The sequence below is a fragment of the Candidatus Latescibacterota bacterium genome (assembly GCA_019038625.1).
In the GTDB taxonomy this organism is placed as follows: Bacteria; Krumholzibacteriota; Krumholzibacteriia; order Krumholzibacteriales; family Krumholzibacteriaceae; genus JAGLYV01.
This window is the reverse complement of the sequence record JAHOYU010000031.1, coordinates 15,042-35,637: the sequence shown is the minus strand read 5'-3', so window position 1 is coordinate 35,637 and position 20,596 is coordinate 15,042. Positions and strand designations below refer to the sequence as shown.

The following is a 20,596-nucleotide window of genomic DNA, read 5'->3' as shown; positions in this document are numbered from 1 at the left end:
ATCTCATCCCTTTAATATTCTATTCCTTTTCTCATCTGGATACCTGAGTTGTAGTGGTGTTTGATCTCTTTCATCTCGGTCACGGTATCGGCGAGTTCGATCAGTTCGTCCGGGGCATACCTTCCAGTCAGAATCATATCGAGTCCTTCGGGCCGGCATTTGATCATCTCAACGACATCCTTCACCTCGATAAGGCCGAATGATATTGCGATATTTATCTCGTCAAGTATGAGAAGGTCCGGATCTTCAGACTCGATCACTTCAATTGCCCGGGCCCAACCTTTCCGGGCCAACTCCACATCTATCTTCTCAGGCGATTCAGGGTCGACGAATTCGTCTCTCCCATGCTGCTCGATCGTAAATCCATCTATACGGGCAGACGCGGCTATCTCACCGTATAGTCGACCTTTCATGAACTGAATCATGAACACTCGCGCGCCGTGTCCAGCGGCTCTCATACCGGCTCCAAGTGATGCTGTCGTCTTGCCTTTGCCGTTACCGGTAAATAGCATCACGATTCCTTTTTCTGTCCCCATAACGCACTTCCCGCATAAATGGACATAGGAACCCCTCAAGGAGAACCCGGCCAGTAAATTAGAAAGTGGAGATTAAATGATTTACGGGGGTTTGTCAATCGTTGACTTCCCGCTCTTCGGCAGGCAATACCCTTTATATATTTAAAGACCTCATGGCCTTTGTCGGCATGGAGACAAGGAACGACGTCTTCTCCCCCGTAACGCTTGATACAGAGATACTTCCACCATGATCCTTTATGATCCTCTGCGCAAGCGCAAGGCCCAACCCCGATCCCTTTTCCTTTGTCGTAAAGAACGGCGTGAATATCTTTGCTATCTTGTCTGCGCTTATACCTGTTCCATCATCCGATATCTCGATGAAGGCCATCGTCCTGTCTATGGAAGACCATGTCCGGATCCAGATACCTCCACCGATATCGACAGCTTCTATCGAGTTCTGAAAGAGGTTGAGGAAGACTTCGTGGATCTTGACATGATCGACCGCGCATGTCGGCAGATCGGGAGAAAAACTTTTGTACAGAGCGATCTTCTTCTCTTCAAGCTCGTTCTGAAGCAGATTGCAGTTGTCCTCAAGTACCTGATTGATGTCTTCATCGGTGAGATCCAGTTCCCCCACACGATTCTGCATGTTCTCCAGATACTTCTCAAGCCGAAGTGTCTCGTTGACGATGATCTCCAGCTTCTTCCTATCTTTTCCGGCAAGGTTACCTGTCTTGAGAAGATTCAGGGCAAAACCTCCTATAGACACCAGCGGATTCTTGATCTCATGAAGGACAGAACTGGTCAATTCACCAGAGATGGCAAGCCTTTCGGCTTTCATCATCCTCTCCTCATTCGCCTTCAACTTTCTGTATGTCAACTTTAAACTTTCGACATTAGTCTTCAGCGATTCCTTTAACTGTGCTGCTTTAAGCGATGTTGTGGCGTGACTTACGACCATTTCCAATAAATGCGCATCTTCCGGTGTAACCTCACTGCCAGTGTATATGTTGTCGACAATGATAAGTCCGAGGCTGTCCTCTGCCGTCGCTATCGGGCAGGTGCAGAAATCACGAAGACCCAGCTCCCTGGATATCTTGATATCATTCTCAGTCTTGAGATCCGCCATCTTGAGAAAACGTACTTCGTCCATCCCTTTGAAGATGATCCCGCTCTCCTCGTCAATCGGGATGGACAGTTTCGACATATTCTTCGATAACTCACTGTTCTTCAGTGTGTGAAGCTTCTTTCCCTTTGTCACAAGCTTCTCTATTGAACTGGTAGTGTCCTTGTCCAGTATCTTCCAGATACTTCCCGCTTCCTCGGCAGTAGAAGGTCCAAGGGCGTATTTTCCTCGCAGGACATCGAATTCTGTCCCTCTCAAAAAGATAAATGCCCTGTTGAATCCGAGCCCTTCCCTGGCTGTGATCACCGTCAGGATGGCGAGAATGATATCCTCTTCCTTGTCGAGATGAGCGACGATCTTGCTCACCTCACTGAGCAGGTTCATCAACTTGCTCCGGCGGATGACCTCCATGTAAAGATCCTCGACTTTACTGGAGTATTTCGAAGACCGGATCAGGGCATCCTCAAGCGTCTCGAGCAGGGTAATATCCGCCCATCTTCTTCCCTTGATCCTTTCCTTGAGCTGTATAAAGAAATCGCATTTGAAACAGCACTGTATCAGCTTCTCCTCTATCCGGGCGAACACCTTTTCCTGGCACCTGTGACCGGTAAGTTCCCAGCAGGGGACGCTGCTCTGCCCGTGAGCCGGGCAGTCTTCGCGCTTGCAGCCGAGATACTCCCAGCACCTGTTGATACTGTCATCGCTCAGGCTATTATCCTTTGCGAGATCATTGCTCTTTTTGATATCAGTGTTGTCTTCCATTGCGATATGGAAGCTACCACAAGAATATTGACCAGTAAAGCAGAAAACCGGGGCGGACCGGTTAATCGATCAACGCTGGATATCCTCCCGCGTGATCAGCTGTTATACATCTTTTTTATCCTCCCCCACGAGGAGGGCGTCGCCGATGTCGTGCAGGTGTTCACCATGCCCGGAGTCGGGACACAACCGTTTCCTATTGGATCACAATTGCCTCCACAGGGATTATAGGCATCGAATATCTCCCATTCCCTTTCGGCATGAAGACTTCGACCAGCCGACCTGTCATCCTGCGCGGCGCTTGCTCCATATGTCACCTCATCCATAAGCACCGTATCACCCGCCGAGACATGGAACAGTGATATCATGTCTCCGGTATTGTTAAGACTCAGGCCGTATGCAGGATTCCCGCTGGATTCCTCCCAGGCCCTTGAATCACTCCCGAACACGATCATGATCTGCCCGGGCTGTATGATCCCGGAGAAACCGTATCTCCAGACACCTGCACCCTCCGCGTCGGTCAGCATATAGCCGTCAAGATCCACAGAGGTCTCACCGACATTCAGGATCTCTACCCACTCGTCGTCCCGGTAATAGTACTCTCCATCACCGTCCCAATCCCTGGCAGGGTCAGCCATGAACTCGTTTATAACGACCTGTGCCGAAAGACCGGAAACAACACTCAGAATTGTCATTGAAAAAATAGTGACGGGCATGAAAAAACGGAATAGTCTCCTCATCCTCATCCTCCCTTCCTCCTCCTCAGGAAACGTTTCCCTCGGAAAACGGTCCGCCCCGTTTTCACTTCCACAGCGCGTATTTTATTACATTCCAGAATCTATTTCCAGTAAAATCGAAGTGGGCATCCTGTTTTCCTGCGAATTTGTCTGTGGATGGATGAAGCTAAACTATGGAATGGTCTGAATTACTCAATCGATCGACCTTAAAGGTATGGTGAACCTGAGTGGTTTTTGTAAATGGAACCCGTTGAACTCATATACGCGGAGACTGAAAGAGGCTTTACCCTGCTCAAGAGCAGTTCCTCCTGTTATTCCTGTATAGATGACTTTTCTCCTGCCTGGAAGGATCATTGGTACTACTGGCAATCGATTCAGGGACAGATCCAGGCCCAGAGAATCCGGGAGGATCATCGACACCAGCTGGTACGCCGTTCCTGCACCATCGTTTCTGATGGTGAATCTGAGCGCTGAACTTTCCTCCCTCCCAAGATATCCATCTCCCGAACGGTCTACATATTCGACTTCGCAGGAAAGCCTTACGGGAAACACGGGCTGGGGTATCGATGCAGGATCAGGGCAAAGTCCAGCAGCCGAGATATCCCATAGAATGACCTTCATATCGTCACTACAACTCGCCAGGAGCGACGCGTTGGAATTGAACGCTAAATCATTCACCTGCCTGGAATGCCCGACAAGAACCATTACAGGTTCACCGGTGACCGCATTTCTTATCTGAACCGTATTGTCTGTGCCGCAGCTACCTATAAATAGTCCGTCTTTCGTGAATTCGAGAGCAAGGATCTCCTTCAGATGCCCGTCGTAATCACGCACTATCTTTCCTGTCTGAACCTCCCATATCACTATTGAACCATCGGAACATCCACCTGCCAGAAGTCCAGAATAAGGATCGAAGGATATGGCATTGACACTCCTGTCCGGATCCGCCAGGTCGATCTCGCGATAGTCCGGAAATGTCCAGATGTGAATATTTCCCAGATACTGGCACGCGGCGATATATCGGCCGTCTGGACTGAACGCCGTTTCTGTGACCGCCCCATGGATAGAGGACATTCCCATTGAGTTCAGAAGCCGGCCTGTACTCGTATCCCAGACCTTTATATGATGATTCTCGTGTCCCGACACTATGAAACGGTCGTCCGGAGAGAACGCGATCGCAGATACAAAATGATATTTCTTCTGGTACTCTACATTTCTGATGACGAACGGCCAGGCGATCTCGCTGTTTAGATCGATGAGTCTTTCATCGATGTAGGCATCCGCGGTGAATGATCTCTTCAGCCCAAAATCTTCAGAGTCTATCAGGAAAGCAGTCAGACTACCGATCGCGACACTTTTTCCATCGTGGCTGAATATGGCTTCGAGGTCGAGAAATTCTTCGTTCCGAAACGATTCGATCTTCCGTCCTGAATCGGCATACCAGAATTCGATCATCGACCTGTCGGACCCTTCTTTGCTGAGACAGACCAGAATATTGCTTCCTGCCCTGAAATCGACCCTGATAACCGGACCGGCCAGCGGCCCGAACGTATCAACAGGAACAGCGATCCCTGACAGATCGTCGAACCCTTTTGGCATGACTCGTGGTTCAGGAATATTGAATGTGCATGCCGGCAAAACCAGCAAAACGATGACAATCAAACTTACCGATCGCATAAGTCCCTCACTGGAAAGAAGAACGCTCCTGTTTAAAGATACAGCCGAGTATTGTATGAGTCAATAAAAAGAGATTCAAGGGTTAGCTTTCGACAGAAAAGGCCGGTAGGGCTTTCTCCCTTCCGGCCTATTCTGGAATCATTTACTGATTTCACTCTACTTGATGCCCTCTTTCTTTTCCAGGTATGAGGCGAGCAAGAGGCCCGCGCCAAGCCCCATCGGCATAAGGGCCCACACACTTCCCTCAAAACCGTTTACTACGTGCAGTCCTATCATCAACCCAAAACCGGGGAAAAGGAACACGAATCCCCAGGCTCGCATAGCAAGATATTTCGGACGTTTCTTCTTTTCTTCAAGTTTGGGAAGTTCCAAAGCCTTCTCCATAGCTAACAATCTCTCCTTGTGAAGAAGTTCCTTTTTTCCTCCTTCAACGATAATTGCCGTTATCGTGATCGCTACCCCTGCCAGCAGAAACATGACGGGAATCGCTATGGCTATTGCCGATGGTGTCAGATCAAACATTCTCCAGCCCCTTTCCTCTTACCCGACTAATGGTTTCTTAATCATTCCAATTTCATTCGATACGTTAATTGGACATCCGCGTCACGATAATGTTTCAAATATTTTCAGAAATCGTGTCGTTGCATAAAAACTCAGTTTCCCATAATATTCTTGAAACATTTCTTCACCCAGCCTGTCATACCTCTGGAGGATTAATTGAGAGGTGATAGAGACCATGAACTGGTCAGACGGTCTATCGATGGCGATTGCAGAGCCTTCACCAGGATCATCGAACAGAACAACAACGTTGTCTATTCGGCCGTCAGGGCTGTATTCAGAGGTTCGACGGATATCGACGACGTCGTTCAGGATATATTTATCAAAATTTTCAAAGGCCTGCCCGGGTTCAGACATGGAGCGAAGTTATCGACCTGGATATACCGTATCGCGCGGAATGAGGCCCTCAACGCAGTTGGAAAGTCGAAGCCTTCTATTCCGATCGACGAGCTACCCGAGATCGGAACAGACAAAGACCGCCCTGACAGGTTATATGAACAAAAAAATATTGCCGGGAGGCTGCGAGACCATATATCCCGCCTCGATGCCAGGTACAGGGATGTGATAGAATTGCGATATACAGCTGAGAGGTCATACTCTGAGATTTCGGAGATTCTTGATCTGCCCGAGGGTACTGTAAAGACATACCTTTTCAGGGCAAAAGTTCAATTGAAAAGGATGATGAACATTGAAAACGGGAAATCAGAGAGGGAATAATGGATTGCATCGGAACTGAAAAGCTTCTTGCACTTTATTATGAGGGTAAGCTCTCTGTCGAGACAGCCCGGGATCTTGAAGCTCACATCGCCTCTTGCGGGGACTGCGCTGAGATGGCTGATGCCTGGACTTCACTTGAGCCGCAACTCAGAGAACTGAAGAACGAGATACCTCTTCCTGGATTGGTTGCCTCTCGAGTCATAACCAGTCTGGGACTCGAGAAAAAGAGTATATTATCCATCTTCAGGTTCGGCAGACCCGGTTTTGCTGCTTCTGGCCTTTTATCTATCTCCATCTTTTTCTTTATCTTCAGAAAATCTGTAGAGAGAGTGCTCCCGGGATTGAGTGAATCGTATTCGACATTCTACGATTCCACATTGAACTCACTGTCTGCCTGGCTATCGGATGTCATATCGGGACCGTCGAGGGCATACATCGCGCTTATCGATGGATTGGTCTCGGCTGCCGGAAAGATGAACGGATGGTATGAAGCGGTAGATTTTCGAATCCTTCTCTCGGTCTATATCCTGATCATACTTTGTATGAGTCTTTCTTTCGGACAGATAGTCCGCAGGATCCTGCGGGATTGATCATCAATGCAGTCGTTCCTTAAGGATCTCGTTCACTTTTGAAGGGTTCGCCCTGCCTCCGCTCATCTTCATCACCTGTCCGACAAAATATCCAAGCAATTTCCTCTCCCCTTCCCTGTATCTTCGCACCTCGTCTGGTGCGGCTTCAAGCACTGTCCCGACCATCTCCGAGATCTCATCCTCACCACTGACCTGTTCGAGGCCGAGAGATGCGATCGCGTCTCCGGGTTCGACATCGGAACGGACCATCTCCCCGAAGACCTCTCCACCAGCTGTCGCGCTGATCCTTCCCGATGCTATCTCCTTGATCAGTTCTGACAACCCTTCGGGGGATACACCGAAGCTCCTGATATCCTTTCCAGTATTATTAAGTTCTCCCATGACTTCTCTCATGATCCAGTTCGAGCTAGACCTGGGATCACCCGAAAGACGTGCAACTTCCTCGAAATAGTCGGCTATTTCCTTTTCGGATGTCAAAACAACTGAGTCATAATCGGAGAGTCCGTATTGATCGACGAACCTCCCCCTTCTCTCTCGTGGCAATTCTGGCATGAGGGATTCCACTTTTTTCAGGAGTCCTTCATCAAGGACGAGGTCCTCAAGATCAGGCTCTCTGAAATACCTGTAATCGTGAGCTTTCTCTTTACTCCTCATCACCACGGATTCCCTGTGCTGACTGTCCCACAGGCTGGTCACCTGCTCGATCTCTTTTCCGGCATCGAGCAAAGCGGCCTGACGAACGATCTCAGCTTCCAGCCCCGATTCTATAGCCTTGAACGAATTGAGATTCTTTATCTCTGTTTTGGTCCCTAGCTCTGTCTCGCCAGGATTTCTGAGGCTTACGTTGACGTCGCACCGCATCGATCCTTCTTCCAGGTTGCCGTCACAGATCCCAAGATACCTCACAAGCTGCCTCAGTTGCTTCACCAGCATGCGGGCTTCAGCTGGCGTGCGTAGATCGGGCATCGTAACTATCTCGGCCAGAGGAACACCGCACCTGTTGAAATCAACGAGGCTTCCCCCATCACTCTCATGGATCAATTTTCCCGAATCGTCTTCCAGGTGTACTCTCTCGATCCTTATCCTGACAGGTGCATCGTCCGAGTCCAATTCGACGACACCGTTCTCGCAGAGAGGCTTATCGAACATCGAGATCTGGTAGTTTCGCGGACAATCCGGATAAAAATAATTCTTCCTGGCGAAGACCGAACGACTTCGCACATCGCATCCAAGTGCTGTTCCGAGCAGTACGGCCATTTTTACTGCTTCCCGGTTAACGGCCGGAAGAGCTCCAGGAAGACCGAGGCAGACCGGACAGATACGTGAATTAGGTTCTCCTCCGAATTCAGCGGGACACGCGCAGAACAGCTTTGTCGATGTAAGAAGCTGAACATGGATTTCCAGCCCGATAACCGTTTCATACCTGCCGGCGCTCATCGATCACCCTCCCCACTCTCATCGGACAGGCTGTAGTAGCGTTTATTGAAACCGAACGATCTTTGCAGGGTCCCGGCAACCCGGAAGACCATATCTTCCCTTCCCTCTGCAGCGATTACCTGCATCCCCACAGGAAGCCCGTCGACCGTTACTCCGACCGGCACGGAAATGGCGGGAAGTCCAGCTATGCTGGCGGGCGTAGTAAATATATCCGACATGTACATCGACAATGGATCATCGAGTCTTTCTCCCAGTTCGAATGCCGGTTCAGGAGTCGTCGGAAGTATGATCGCGTCATACTGTTCGAATATTTTTCTGAAATCCCGCTTTATTTCCTCTCGCGCGTGCAGTGCTCTGGAATAGTACAGATCGTAGTATCCGGAAGAGAGTACATATGTTCCCAGAAGGATCCTTCTTTTGACTTCTGCTCCGAAGCCTTCTCCTCTCGTCTCTTCATACATCCGGGTCAAAGTATCGGCATCAGACCTCATACCATACCTGACACCGTCATATCTCGCGAGGTTCGAAGAAGCCTCCGCGTTGGCGATAATATAGTAACAGGCTATCGATTTATCCATTTCCGGAAGTCGGGCACCGCCAGTCGTGCATCCCGACTCGATGATCGCGTTGACAGCCTGATCAAAGAGCTCTCTTACATCAAGATCCATCTCCCATTTGGAGTTTTCTAATGGAAGGCCGACTCTCAAACCGTCGATACCCCCGCCGGAAGAATCTTTCCAGAACTCAGTATCTCCCGCTATAGATGTCGCATCGAGAGGGTCTTCCCCTGAAAGCACCCCCATCACAAGAGCGCAGTCCTCCACATCCCTCGCAATGGGTCCGATCTGGTCGAGGCTACTCGCGAATGCGATCAAACCGTACCTGGATACCCTTCCATAAGTGCCCTTGATACCGGTCACCCCACAGAACGAGGCTGGCTGACGAATCGATCCCCCTGTATCCGAACCTAGAGCGACGGGTACCATACAGGCCGCGACCGCGGCCGCTGATCCACCACTCGATCCTCCAGGAGCACGGCTCTCATCCCACGGATTGCGTGTAGTGTGAAAGGCTGAATTCTCAGTTGAGGACCCCATTGCGAATTCATCAAGATTCGTCTTTCCAACGATAACAGCACCCGCATCTTCCAGTCGTCTGACAACGGTAGCATCATATGGAGGTCGATAACTTCCCAGAATGCGTGACGCGCAGGTCGTCGGCATCGTACTTGTGCAGATATTATCTTTTACGGCAACCGGCACTCCGAATAGAGGTCGCCCACCGATTCCTTCCGCGTCCAGCTTTGAAGCTCGCGCCATAGCCCCTTCTGCGTCAACATGAAGAAAGGCCCCGACTACAGCTTCTTTCGATTCGATCCCATCCAGGCAAGCTCTGAGGACCTTGGACGGAATCGTCTCACCTCGCTCGTAGAGGCCAAGAAGTTCGATGGCTGTCAGACTGGTTAGATCGTGCATCTCCTGGACCTTTCACATCCTGGAATCATCTTCCTCACTATCGATAACGGCAGGCACTCTGAAATGCCCGACTTTGCTGTCCGGCGCCTGCTCCAGAACCGTTTCTCTATCAAGGCAATCTCCAGGTTTGTCGACTCTCAGCATCCTGGAAATCTGTCGCTTTTTTTCATTAAGGCTTTCATCCAGCGTTTCCGCGCCTTCCATCCGGCGTACAAAGTCTATGATACCGGCAAGCTGGATCCTCAGGGTTTCCCTCTCCCCGGTTTCCAGCCGGATCCTGGCAAGGGCTTCGAGTCGTGACAATTCTTTATCGGACAATCGCATCAATGGCCCCTCTTCAGTAAAAACGAATACATCCCGCTCAGGCTATCAACAGGCAACACCTGATGTCAACAGCCGTTCTAACAAGATTCGTCTCTTGCAATAATATTTCACACAATCTATATTTCATGAGTGCCTGGGCTGCTCTAAAACTCCCACCATAGCAGAACGGAGTTGATCGATGTCGATATCACGATGTTTCCGGTTTTTCATCATAGCCATGGCCCTTTCTTTTCTTTTCCATTCAGGTTGTGCCACCAGGGACGATTCCTCGTCCGGTGACACATTCCCCGTGCTGACCGGCGACTATTTCGGACAGATTCCTCCAGGGAAAGAACCTGAACTGTTTGCTCCAGGACTTATCTCCACCTGTCTGTTCACGAGGGATGTCGCAATGACCCCTGAAGGTGACGAGATCTTTTTTACGAGCGTAGTCGGACGATACAATATCACACAGATCCTGCACACTAAAAGGATCGATGGTGTATGGACCAGTCCCGAGGTCGCTTCATTCTGCGGTAATATCGACTACATGGATGCTGAACCATTTATCACTCCAGACGGCAAACAACTTCTATTCCTTTCAAACAGACCTGATACAGCCAACGGAAAACCAGCCAACCAGGATATCTGGGCAGTTGACAGAACAGAAGACGGCTGGTCGGACGCGTATAATATCGGTGGCCCTGTAAACACTGATGCCGCGGAGTTCTTTCCTTCTATCACGAGGGACGGCACTTTCTATTTCACCCGGACCGTTGGACGATCAAGCTATATCTTCCGGTCACGACTGATCGATGGCGGATATACCGAGCCCGAAAAACTTCCAGAACAGGTAAATTCCACGAATCAGCAATACAACGCCTTTATCGCTCCGGATGAAAGTTATATCATAGTGCCGACCGGGGGACGTGAGGATTGCCTAGGTGGAGACGACTACTATATCTGTTTCAGAAACACCGACGACACATGGAGTGAACCGATAAACATGGGAGTCCCGGTAAACTCCGAATACGGCAGTGAGCATTCACCATATCTGTCTCCAGACGGTAAATATTTCTTCTTCATGTCGGGAAGAATGAGTGAGGATATGGTATTCCCAAATGGCAGGATCACCCGGGACCTGATGCTTCGCATCCATAATGAACCTGGAGAAATACTGGCTTCCATCTATTGGATGGATGCATCGTTCATCGAGGGACTCAGACCCGGAAGGTGACTCCGTCACCTATCTGAATTCAAACGGTGCGTAGCTGGCAAGAAATTTTTTCGTCCCGAAACCGGTGAACTGGACCGAGACCTTCATCTCCTGCCCGGTCCCCTCTATCTTTTTGATTGTACCTTCCCCGTATGAGGGATGAAAGATCACCACGCCCACTCTGTATCTTGAATCGCTCTGTCTCGTACTTTCGCTGGATTTGAATGAATCCGGAGAATCGACCCGTTTGAAAAGATCGTCTCCATAATTCCCCGGCCGCGCGCTCCCGGATACTTCCACCAGTTCACTCGGGATCTCCCCAAGGAATCGTGAAGGCCTGTTTCCCGTCCAGTTGCCGAACTGCATCCTGCTTGATGCGCATGTAAGAACGAGTTTCTCCATAGCCCTGGTCATCCCGACATAAAAGAGCCTTCTCTCCTCTTCCAGTTCGACATCATTATCGAATGCCGAATAATGTGGTAGCAGGCCTTCTTCTACACCCGTTATAAAGACAGCTCGATATTCCAGTCCCTTCGAGTTATGAAGTGTCATCAGGGCTACTTTTTCATCGTCCTTCAACGAATCGACAGCACTTACCAGGGCGATCTCTTCGAGAAACGCGCCCAGAGATGGGTCCTCGGCCATAGAGGAATAACGTTCGGTCTCGTTGAGAAGTTCTTCTATGTTCTCCAAACGGACTTGCTGCGTTTTGGGATCTTCTCCAAGATACTCCCTGTATCCTACGGCTTCTATCAATCCTGACAAAATCTCCCAGGCGGTCTCTTTCCTTGCCCGAAGCTGAAACGAGGCTATCATCTTTGAGAATGCCTCGATCCGCCTGCTCTGAGTCGGCGAGAGCCTCTCCAGTATATCGGCCCTCCGTACAGCCTCAAGAAGATTGAGGGACCCCGCTTCCTCCTCTATTCGTTCGAGGCTGACTTTTCCTATTTTTCTCCTGGGCACATTCACTATCCTGCGAAAATTCACGTCATCGTCGGGATTTGCTATGAGCTTCATATATCCAAGGAGGTCCTTTATCTCTCTTCTCTCATAAAACCTCACACCACCGATTATCTGGTAGGGCAGCCCTCCTCTCATCAGTTCTGACTCGAGGGCCCTGGACTGAGCGTGCGTACGGTACAGGACGGCGATCTCACTTCTCCTGAACCCGTTTCGGACAAGTGACACGATCGAGTGCCTCACCACGGCAGCCTCGCTCCTGTCGTCAGGTTCGTAGTCGATCACCAGAGGTTCACCGCGCCCTTTCTTCGACCACAGTTTTTTCCCTTTCCGACCGATATTATTTGCTATAACAGCATTTGATGCTTCCAATATCGTATTGGACGAGCGGTAATTCTCCTCGAGCTTGATGGTCACAGTCCCCTCGTACACCCTGTCAAACTGGAGAATGTTATCGATAGTCGCACCCCGCCAGCCATAGATCGCCTGATCGTCATCCCCGACAACGAAGAGGTTTCCGTGTATACCGGCCAGCATATCGATCATCATCATCTGTATCGTGTTAGTGTCCTGGAATTCATCGACCAGGACATAACGAAATTGTCGTGAGTACCGCTCTTTTACCTTTGGATGTATGGTGAATAGCTCTACCACCCTGGTGATAAGATCGTCGAAATCGAATGAATTGCACTTTTTTAATTCACTGCAATAGCGCTGATAGACTTCCGCCTGTAGTTCCTCCACCGCATCCACCGCGATTTCCAGTGCTTCTTCCGGAGTGACAAGGCTGTTCTTCCACCTCGATATTCTCGTCCTGAGTATCGAAGGTGGATACTCATCGAGCTTCCACCCTTTCTTTTTTACTATATCTTTTATAAGGCTCTGCGCGTCGTCCTCATCATAGATCGCGAAGTTTCTTCTGAACCCTATATTTTCAGCCTCCCGCCTGAGTATTTTCAGGCCGGTCGCATGAAAGGTCCCGACCCAGAACGGGATTTTCTGTTGCCCGAGAGTTCTTTCGACTCTCGACCTCATTTCCCCAGCCGCCTTGTTTGTAAAGGTAAATGCAAGTATCCGTTCGGGAGATACTCTTTTCTCCCTCATCAGATAGGATATTCTTTCGGTGAGGACCCTGGTCTTGCCGCTACCAGCGCCCGCGAGGATAAGGTAATGGCCCTCCGTGGCGAGGACCGCTTTCTGTTGTTGTTCGTTCAGCCCGGTGTTCATATTCTCAGCCCTCTGGTTGTCCCATTCCGGGCTCCCGTCGAACTGTCAGAACTGAGAACCCAGATAGAAGTGAAATACAGAATCGCCAGTGTATTCAAAATCCGTCGGCCAGGCAAGCTGGAAATTGAGAATAAGGAACCCGAACCTCATATAGAATCCCATCCCGAAGTCGCTGTAGAATTTGAGTCCGTTGACCACCCGTGGATTGACCCCTTCGGGCAGAGGCTCAATAAAGGTATCTTCACCCCATACACTCCCCGTATCAAAGAAGAATGTCCCACCGATATTGGTAAATCCCCACCTGCCAGGCCAACCGAATATCAGAGCATCCACCAGCGGATAACGGTATTCGAGATTAAAAAGCATCATCCGGGGCCCCTGGAACTGAAGATAATCGTATCCTCGCATCGTCAGGGGGCCTCCGAGAAAGAAATATCTTTTATCCAGCCCGTCACTGATAGACCCAATTGCTCTGAACGCGAGGTAGTTCCTGTACCATAGGGGCTGATATTTTCTATAGTCGCCGAATAATGTCGTCCTGGAAACATCATCACCGGAGAATGAGAGTGCCCTGGAAAAACTCAGCATCCATCTGGAACCGATCACAGGACCGTATGAACCAAAATATGCCGAATCATGGACCAGGGATATCGAGGGCTGTAACAGTCTTCTGGTCGATACTTCACCTGCCAGGGGAATATAATATCCCTGGTAACTTTCACTATTGTCCCAGGTCAGGAACTCTCTTTCGCTGATAAATGCCTGGACTTCCAGTTCCGCCCTGGTGAAGGTAGAAAATGGAAAGCTGGCATTACCGAAGATCCCGTAATTTCTTTCAGAGAAGAAACGATAATCAGTGAACGCTTCGCCGACCGAGGAAAATCTTGAATTGAGGTAGTTTTTAAACTGGAATACGCCAACCGAATAATCAATGCGTTTCTTAACATAATAATAGGAGAGCATAAGGTCGCTATCCTCGATCGATCCAAAAAGGTTGAATGCCAGAAAGAGGTGATGGTCTCCGAGGAGATCGCTGAATGCTATCTGGTTTGCAAGCCCAAACCCGTAACCTGTAGAAAAAAACACTCCCATTCCGTTACCGATATAATCGGGAGAAAATTTGACACTGTAGGGCTTGATCGTCCCGATTTTCTCGCGAAACTCATCTCGTATCGCCTCTAGAGAATCGGGATCCACATCTTTGTTCGAATCCTCATCGATCACTACATCCGGAGTCGCCGGAGGGTTCTTCCACTTCATCGTTGGAAGTTTCCCTCCTGTCGGACTGCCTCCGATACTTTCCACCCTGACAGAGCCCGAGATCTCCAGAGCATCCTCCCCACCAGGATCAAGAGCGGCAACACTTCCACCATCAAGACCACTCTCCACATCGAAGCCAGGTTCCTGAATCATCAGTTCGCCAGATGGTATCATTCCGAACGAGGGCCATTCCGCGCTGGATTCCGCCATCAGGGGACTTCCAGTAGAGTAGGAAACAGCAGCTTTATCGCTAAAACTGTCCATTATGTACAAATCGTAGCCAGCCATGTTGAACCCTGAATAAACAAGGTTATCTCCAGTACTGGAGTATGACGGATTGAAGATGCCCCCCGGAACGTCAGTGAACCTGTAGTAGCTGCCTACTTCCAGGCTGCCCCTGTAGAGGTTGCTGACTCCGGTCTCATCGGATGTGAATATTATTTCTTTCCCGTCAGAAATGATAAGTGGTGACTCATCGTTACCCGGTGTCGCTATCAGGAGTTCTTTTTCACCGCTATCGAGATCTATGCTCCAGATATCACCAGTCACCTCAAGGAGATTCCTCATATCTGTAAAATCTACACCCGCAAGTCTTGGATTCCCGTCATCACCATAATCAAAAGCATGTTGCATGGCAACCTGTGGAAATCTTGTGTACGCTATCCTGCGTCCTCCTGGAAACCAGGATAGATATTTTTCGTCTTCCAGATCGTCTGTGACCCTGAACAGTGATTGTTTCCGTGTGTTATAGACATATATGTCTGTCTGGCCGTTTATTGTCCCGGCAAGCGCGATCGATTCTCCCGTTGGTGACCAGGCAGGATTGAAAAAGAAATCAAGAGGCAGTTCAATCTTCTCAAGTATTTCTCCGCCGGGAACCTCCATTATGAAAAGCTTGTCCTCCCCATCGGACTTGGCCACAAAAACGATACTTTTCCCGTCCGGGCTCCACGACAGGCTCGATTTCAAAGTCCGTATATACTCGAACTCGCTTGACATAGAGCTGGAAAGAAGCTTGCCTGTCACCTCCCCGGTAAGGGAATTCAAAAGGTAGATACCCTGGAGTCCACCTCTGTCGGAATAAAAGACAATATCCCTTCCATCGGGCGAGAAAACAGGTTTCGAGTTCATATAGTGATGTTTCTTTATATGGTCGGTGAGCTGCCTGCCGAAGAAATCGGGTTCCTTCTTGCCGGCATATACCGGCCAGTATCTTCTTCTGAGGTCCTTTTTCCAGTCTCGCGTCAGTTCATGCGTAGTCAACCCGATCGAGTTCTGAAGAGCGATCTCGAGTGACCTCTGATATCTGAGTTGGTCCATCAGCTCGACGACCTTTTCATTGCCGTACGTCCTGCTGATATAGTCTATTGCAGACTGTCCCGCCTTATAATTCATATATCCACCGGCGTAGGCCAGATCAAAGGGGAGATAGTCGAAGATCGTGCCATCCCGCATGAACATCTCACACTCATCGTCCATGCCGCCTATCGAATAATATTCAGCCATTCCCTCGGCAAACCACAGTGGGATCCTGAACAGCAGATTGCGGGAAAATACGGATCTCAGAAGATTGCCGTATATGATATCAAACTGGAATATGTGCACCAGCTCATGGATCGCAGTATGGCTGAAATCAACATTTGATCCGCTGAAATGCAGGACCATCCTTCTTCTGCTCGGTTCTGCAAAAGCCTGGACTCCTTCGGGAAGCAGCTGCCATGTCGTGTTGGTCTGCTGAAAATCGGTATGACTCCCATATATTATTACAGGAATACGCCATTTAAGCTGGTGATCAAAATCACTCGATAGTTTGCCATAACCGTATTCGAGGATTACTGCCGTCCGCGCGGCGAGATCCCTGTATCCTTCGTTGAAATGAATATCAAAATGTGGCGTTGTCAGGATGCTCCAGCGAAAATCCTTATATTGCACTTTGTTCTTGCCGAACCACCATACCTGTGAACGACTACCAGTGGGAAAGGAGAGAGTACCGGCCAGAACAAGCAGTAAGATTACTGTCCGCTTCAAATATGACCCACCTTTCATCGTCATCATCCTCCGGGTTTCGTCATGAGGGCTATACTAAAGATTGCGTTTCTACTGTTCTTCTTCAAGTAAAAACCTCATTTAGAACTCCCATCTGATCTTAAGGTCGACGTTGTATTCATCTCCACTTCTCTTGCTGCCTCCCTGAATCACCTTTTCGGAATACATGATGATCTCGGAACGTATCTGAAACAAACGGCTCAATCTGTATTCAACTTCAAAATGTCTGGCCGTGGAAATCGACAATCCCTGTTTGTACTTTACATAGAGTCCTTCCGACAGGTACTTACCTATCGCCACTACTGTCTGATTAGGCTCGAATCCCGATGATACTCCATCGGAACCACCTGAAGTCTCAAGTTCTATGGTGATTCCCTCCATCTGGGAATTGAGCATTTTTTCAATATAGTTTGCCGCCAGGCTCTGCGCAGTGTTCAATGCGTCCCAACCTGCTCCGTCCTCCGCTCCGACAACGCCTCCCCCAAGCATCTTCCAGATATCGGTCTCACTATAACCTGGATCCTCATGATAGAGTGAAAGTCTCGGCTCTATGTCATCCTGGTGCCAGGAAAGCATCAGGTATATCTTTCTGCCTTCCGGATCGACAGTCTCTGCCTCAATATCTACTATCGGCCTCATGCTCTCGGCATGAACGAATTCAAGTTTTCCTGCTTTTACACGAAACTTGTTATTGTACACATTATACCAACCCCTGATCAGATTCAGTTTACCTCTGAGATATGTCCCTCTGCGATCGTGGTGGATGGTAACATTCCCCTGCATCTCGACATTTGCGTCAGGAGTCTTTATCCATGTATTCCCTCTTGCTTCCAGTTCAATTTCCGCAAACCAGCTGGGGGCCTCCATTGTCCCTTTTGTGCTTGTCGATGAGAATTCTCCTATGTCGAAATAGACCTCCGCCCTGTTGACATCCAGCATCCCCGTAATAGATGGGACAAGGCGCCCCTCATGTTCCAGATTACCTACTTTCAGGTCTCCTGAAACAATCGCCATTATGTCAGTGATACTTGCCAGGAGAAATTTATCCAGATGGGCTGTCAGGTCGTATCTGGATGGTCTCCATCCATCAAGGATGATCGTTCCTCCGCAATCGAATGTACCATCGCGCCCCTCGCGGCCAGCGAGCGATGATATGGTTATAAGTGTATCTTCCAGTATCACTTTTGCGTTGACATCCCTGAATCTTTCTTCCATCCCGGAAAATCGGAAAGAACCGTCAAAAAGGTTAAGTTCTCCATGGAGTTTCGGGTCATTGAAAGTCCCGTCTATCCTGAGTCCGACCGAATACCTGCCATCTGCTTCAGCGACCACCTCAGTCATTTCTGGAAAATCTGCAAGATCACTCTCCTCCATATTCAGTTCGAGATATAGCGGTTCGTTCCCGGCAGGGGAATAGAACCAGTCCGATTCCTCGACTGGTATCTTCCCATTGAATAAACCTTCTTTTCCTCCAGGGCAGAGAAGGCTCCCTTCCATCAGGAACCCTTCCTTGTCCACAGACGCGTCGAGACGGACACCGTACAGAGTGATCGGATCTGAAGCCAGACTATCTATTGTTCCTTCCATATTTATCGATGGATGTACCAGTGAATCCCTAACCGAGATAGTACCGGTAAACTTTCCACCGTCAAAAAATGATCTGTCTGTCATCCGGAGAAAAGGTTCCATCTCCAGCTTGTCACATTCGGTCTGTATGTCCAGGACCAGTTCGTCCAATCCGCTGCCACTGCCTCTAAAAGCCTCAACGTATCTCAACCCTGACAGAGAACCCGAAAGAAACAGGTTTCCTCCCGGAGAAACAACACTCATTGTATCAATGGCTGTCTTGCCATCCGAATATTCTGCCGTGAGTCTGATACCGTCTATGTCTATTGAGTCAACGACCGCCGGGCCAGTTGAAAAATCTATCAAAAGGGAGGGATCATCAATGGATCCACTCAGACTCAAACTGCCCAGGCTTCTTCCCCTGAGAGGAAATGACACTATCCCCGTCTCCTCGATAAGTGACAATCCGAGTCTCTCGAAACGCAAGACACCATCTATCATCCTTTCCTTGCTATCATAATTGCCGTCAAGATAGAGTGCCCCCATCTTTGAATGCAGTTGCATGTCATAAAAATCGATTTTACCGCTTTCCAGAGTGATTCCCGGGTCTCCTCCACTCATCCAATCCTCTCCCATAGCGGTGATTTCGGCATTTTGCACAAGAATGGACACTATCCCGTCATCAGAATGGACCGAAACACTTGCTTCACCAGAGAATCCAGGTCGAGAAAGTAACAGCTTCTTGATATCGGTGGTTCCGTTCATATATTCCAGAGACAGCACCACGTCATCGAAAGGGATCGGTCCTATGTAACATGTGTCTCCTTCCATCTCCATGAGGAATTTGCTGGATTCTCCTCTCCTCAGGATCAATTTGATATCGCCTTCCGACACAGAAGTGAATCTGTATTCAAGATCCGAAAACTCTCCATTCGCTATTAGATCCCACTCTTTCAGATTCCCTTCCCAGATCCCGTTCAACGACACATCTGCCCTGTACTCTTCAATTCCGAAATACGGAAAGAGTGAATCCTGACTGGCAGCGTTCAGGTCAAAATAGAACCTCATTCCACCGCTTGTCGTAATCAAGCCATCCGACCTTATATCGTGTGTGGGAGATTCGAGGATGATGGAATGGAATGTTATGGTATCCGCTATAAACCCACCTATGATTTTGCCGCTATCAAAGGGGATCTCCCTGAAATGACCCTCCTGAAGGTCGAGATCGAACCGCAATCCGGCCGGAGCGGGACCGTAATCCATGCTTATCGATCCATTCAGCATAGTCTCCGGCAAATTCGCTCCCCTGACAAACCCTGCGGAAAGATCGAGTTCTTTTACATCAAGCTGTAGGGATACGGAGCTATCATCTCCAAGGATCATTTCACCTGTTCCATCGATCTCCGAACCATTAAATCTACCCCAGCCCCTGTTCATGTGAAGGACAGGAGACTTCCATGACATATCGATCCGGAATGATTCCAGTGCGTACCCCGAGAAAATACCGTTGACCATACCTCTGATATCGAGGGTTCCTGGTACTCCTCTTACAGCCAGCGCACCCTGCAGTTCTCCATATTGTGTCGTCTGTATCCCGAGAGCTCTGGTTATCTCTTCGACTTCCAGAGGTTCTGCCGCTACATTCAGATCGAAAAACATCGAATCCGGATCAACTGTGCCATTGACTATCATTGTGGATTCATCGAGTTCGAGAAAAAGATCTTCAAGCCGCAGAATCCCCCCACTACCTCGATCCGGGTCACCATCATCGTTACTCCATTGCACGCTTCCATTAATATTCCTGAAATACAGCATTCTTCTGATATCTTCTCCGCTACCGGTTTCTATATTGATCTTCAAACCGTCGCTATCAGAAGTAAGGCGACCGTCCAAATCGATTCTCCTGACCGCATCGGCCATCTTCGGCCCCTGATATATAAACTGTCCCTCTCTTATAACAAATCTGCGGATTTCAAAAGAAGGGTTAGTGCCGGTCCTGCCACCCCGGGAGTGCGGAAATATGTTGATTCCAGAAGTGTCCGGTTTTATCCATATATGCGGCTTTTCGAAGATGATAGTCTTGATTACTGGATTCATGCTGAACATCGTATTCAGCTCATATTCACACTGGAATCTCTCTATTCGGACTACATCATACGAATAGTCAGCCCCGTTAAACCTTACATACAGCCCATCAAAGGTAACATTCTTCAGAGGATTTCCGGAAAGACGATCAATATGAAGAGAAAAACTGGTGCCTGCAAAAAAGTACTTTGTGAGCATCTGACTTGCTCTGAGGGCAAAGAAATCGGTGCGAAATATCAACAAAAGAACAATAATCGCTGTCATTGACAAAGCTATTATCAGCGATATCCAGGAAGTGATTTTTGATTTAAGTATTCTTTTTACCAAATCCAGAGCTCCCTG

14 protein-coding genes are annotated in these 20,596 nt (G+C 49.0%); 3 read left to right on the top strand and 11 right to left on the bottom strand.

Annotated elements, in window-relative coordinates; all coding sequences use genetic code 11:
• Positions 1-11: 11 nt before the first annotated feature.
• The 5 genes from cobO to KOO63_02235 form a co-directional block, all read right to left on the bottom strand.
• Entirely contained in the window at positions 12-536 is a 525-nt protein-coding gene (cobO, locus tag KOO63_02255; protein ID MBU8920659.1) for a cob(I)yrinic acid a,c-diamide adenosyltransferase, read from the bottom strand.
• 133 nt (positions 537-669) lie between these two features.
• Positions 670-2,403, bottom strand: a complete 1,734-nt coding sequence (locus KOO63_02250) for a hypothetical protein (protein ID MBU8920658.1) — start codon at positions 2,401-2,403, stop codon at positions 670-672.
• Positions 2,404-2,498: 95 nt separating this feature from the next.
• The gene (locus tag KOO63_02245; GenBank protein MBU8920657.1) at positions 2,499-3,140 is read right to left on the bottom strand and encodes a lamin tail domain-containing protein; all 642 of its coding nucleotides are present in this window, start codon (positions 3,138-3,140) and stop codon (positions 2,499-2,501) included.
• A 189-nt stretch (positions 3,141-3,329) separates the two neighbouring features.
• Positions 3,330-4,814, bottom strand: coding sequence for a WD40 repeat domain-containing protein (locus KOO63_02240; GenBank protein ID MBU8920656.1), 1,485 nt, complete (start codon positions 4,812-4,814; stop codon positions 3,330-3,332).
• 156 nt (positions 4,815-4,970) lie between these two features.
• On the bottom strand, positions 4,971-5,336 hold the full coding sequence (locus KOO63_02235) for a hypothetical protein (GenBank protein MBU8920655.1): 366 nt from the start codon (positions 5,334-5,336) through the stop codon (positions 4,971-4,973).
• A gap of 195 nt (positions 5,337-5,531) precedes the next feature.
• Between KOO63_02235 and KOO63_02230 the strand changes: the two genes are divergently transcribed.
• Together KOO63_02230 and KOO63_02225 are read left to right on the top strand one after the other, a co-directional pair.
• On the top strand, positions 5,532-6,089 hold the full coding sequence (locus tag KOO63_02230) for an RNA polymerase sigma factor (protein MBU8920654.1): 558 nt from the start codon (positions 5,532-5,534) through the stop codon (positions 6,087-6,089).
• The gene (locus tag KOO63_02225; GenBank protein ID MBU8920653.1) at positions 6,089-6,679 is read left to right on the top strand and encodes a zf-HC2 domain-containing protein; all 591 of its coding nucleotides are present in this window, start codon (positions 6,089-6,091) and stop codon (positions 6,677-6,679) included. The genes KOO63_02230 and KOO63_02225 overlap by 1 nt, the downstream gene beginning before the upstream one ends.
• 3 nt (positions 6,680-6,682) lie before the next feature.
• Here KOO63_02225 and gatB read toward each other — a convergent pair whose 3' ends face one another.
• From gatB to gatC, 3 genes are read right to left on the bottom strand one after another with little or no spacing between them, the layout of a single operon-like run.
• Positions 6,683-8,116 carry an Asp-tRNA(Asn)/Glu-tRNA(Gln) amidotransferase subunit GatB gene (gatB, locus tag KOO63_02220; protein ID MBU8920652.1) on the bottom strand — a complete coding sequence of 478 codons (1,434 nt, stop codon included), beginning with the start codon at positions 8,114-8,116 and terminating at the stop codon, positions 6,683-6,685.
• On the bottom strand, positions 8,113-9,591 hold the full coding sequence (gene gatA, locus KOO63_02215; protein ID MBU8920651.1) for an Asp-tRNA(Asn)/Glu-tRNA(Gln) amidotransferase subunit GatA: 1,479 nt from the start codon (positions 9,589-9,591) through the stop codon (positions 8,113-8,115). Before gatA ends, gatB begins: the two co-directional genes overlap by 4 nt.
• Positions 9,592-9,603: 12 nt before the next feature.
• Complete coding sequence (gene gatC / locus KOO63_02210; protein MBU8920650.1) at positions 9,604-9,915, bottom strand: Asp-tRNA(Asn)/Glu-tRNA(Gln) amidotransferase subunit GatC; 312 nt, start codon at positions 9,913-9,915, stop codon at positions 9,604-9,606.
• 178 nt (positions 9,916-10,093) lie between these two features.
• Between gatC and KOO63_02205 the strand changes: the two genes are divergently transcribed.
• Positions 10,094-11,131 carry a hypothetical protein gene (locus KOO63_02205; protein ID MBU8920649.1) on the top strand — a complete coding sequence of 346 codons (1,038 nt, stop codon included), beginning with the start codon at positions 10,094-10,096 and terminating at the stop codon, positions 11,129-11,131.
• 9 nt (positions 11,132-11,140) lie between these two features.
• On the opposite strand, the gene KOO63_02200 is transcribed toward KOO63_02205, so the two are convergent.
• The 3 genes from KOO63_02200 to KOO63_02190 form a co-directional block, all read right to left on the bottom strand.
• On the bottom strand, positions 11,141-13,297 hold the full coding sequence (locus KOO63_02200; protein ID MBU8920648.1) for a UvrD-helicase domain-containing protein: 2,157 nt from the start codon (positions 13,295-13,297) through the stop codon (positions 11,141-11,143).
• A gap of 45 nt (positions 13,298-13,342) precedes the next feature.
• Entirely contained in the window at positions 13,343-16,585 is a 3,243-nt protein-coding gene (locus KOO63_02195; protein ID MBU8920647.1) for a hypothetical protein, read from the bottom strand.
• Between the two features lie 99 nt (positions 16,586-16,684).
• Positions 16,685-20,581 (bottom strand): translocation/assembly module TamB, encoded by a 3,897-nt coding sequence (locus KOO63_02190; GenBank protein MBU8920646.1) that lies wholly within the window; start codon positions 20,579-20,581, stop codon positions 16,685-16,687.
• Positions 20,582-20,596 lie beyond the last annotated feature (15 nt).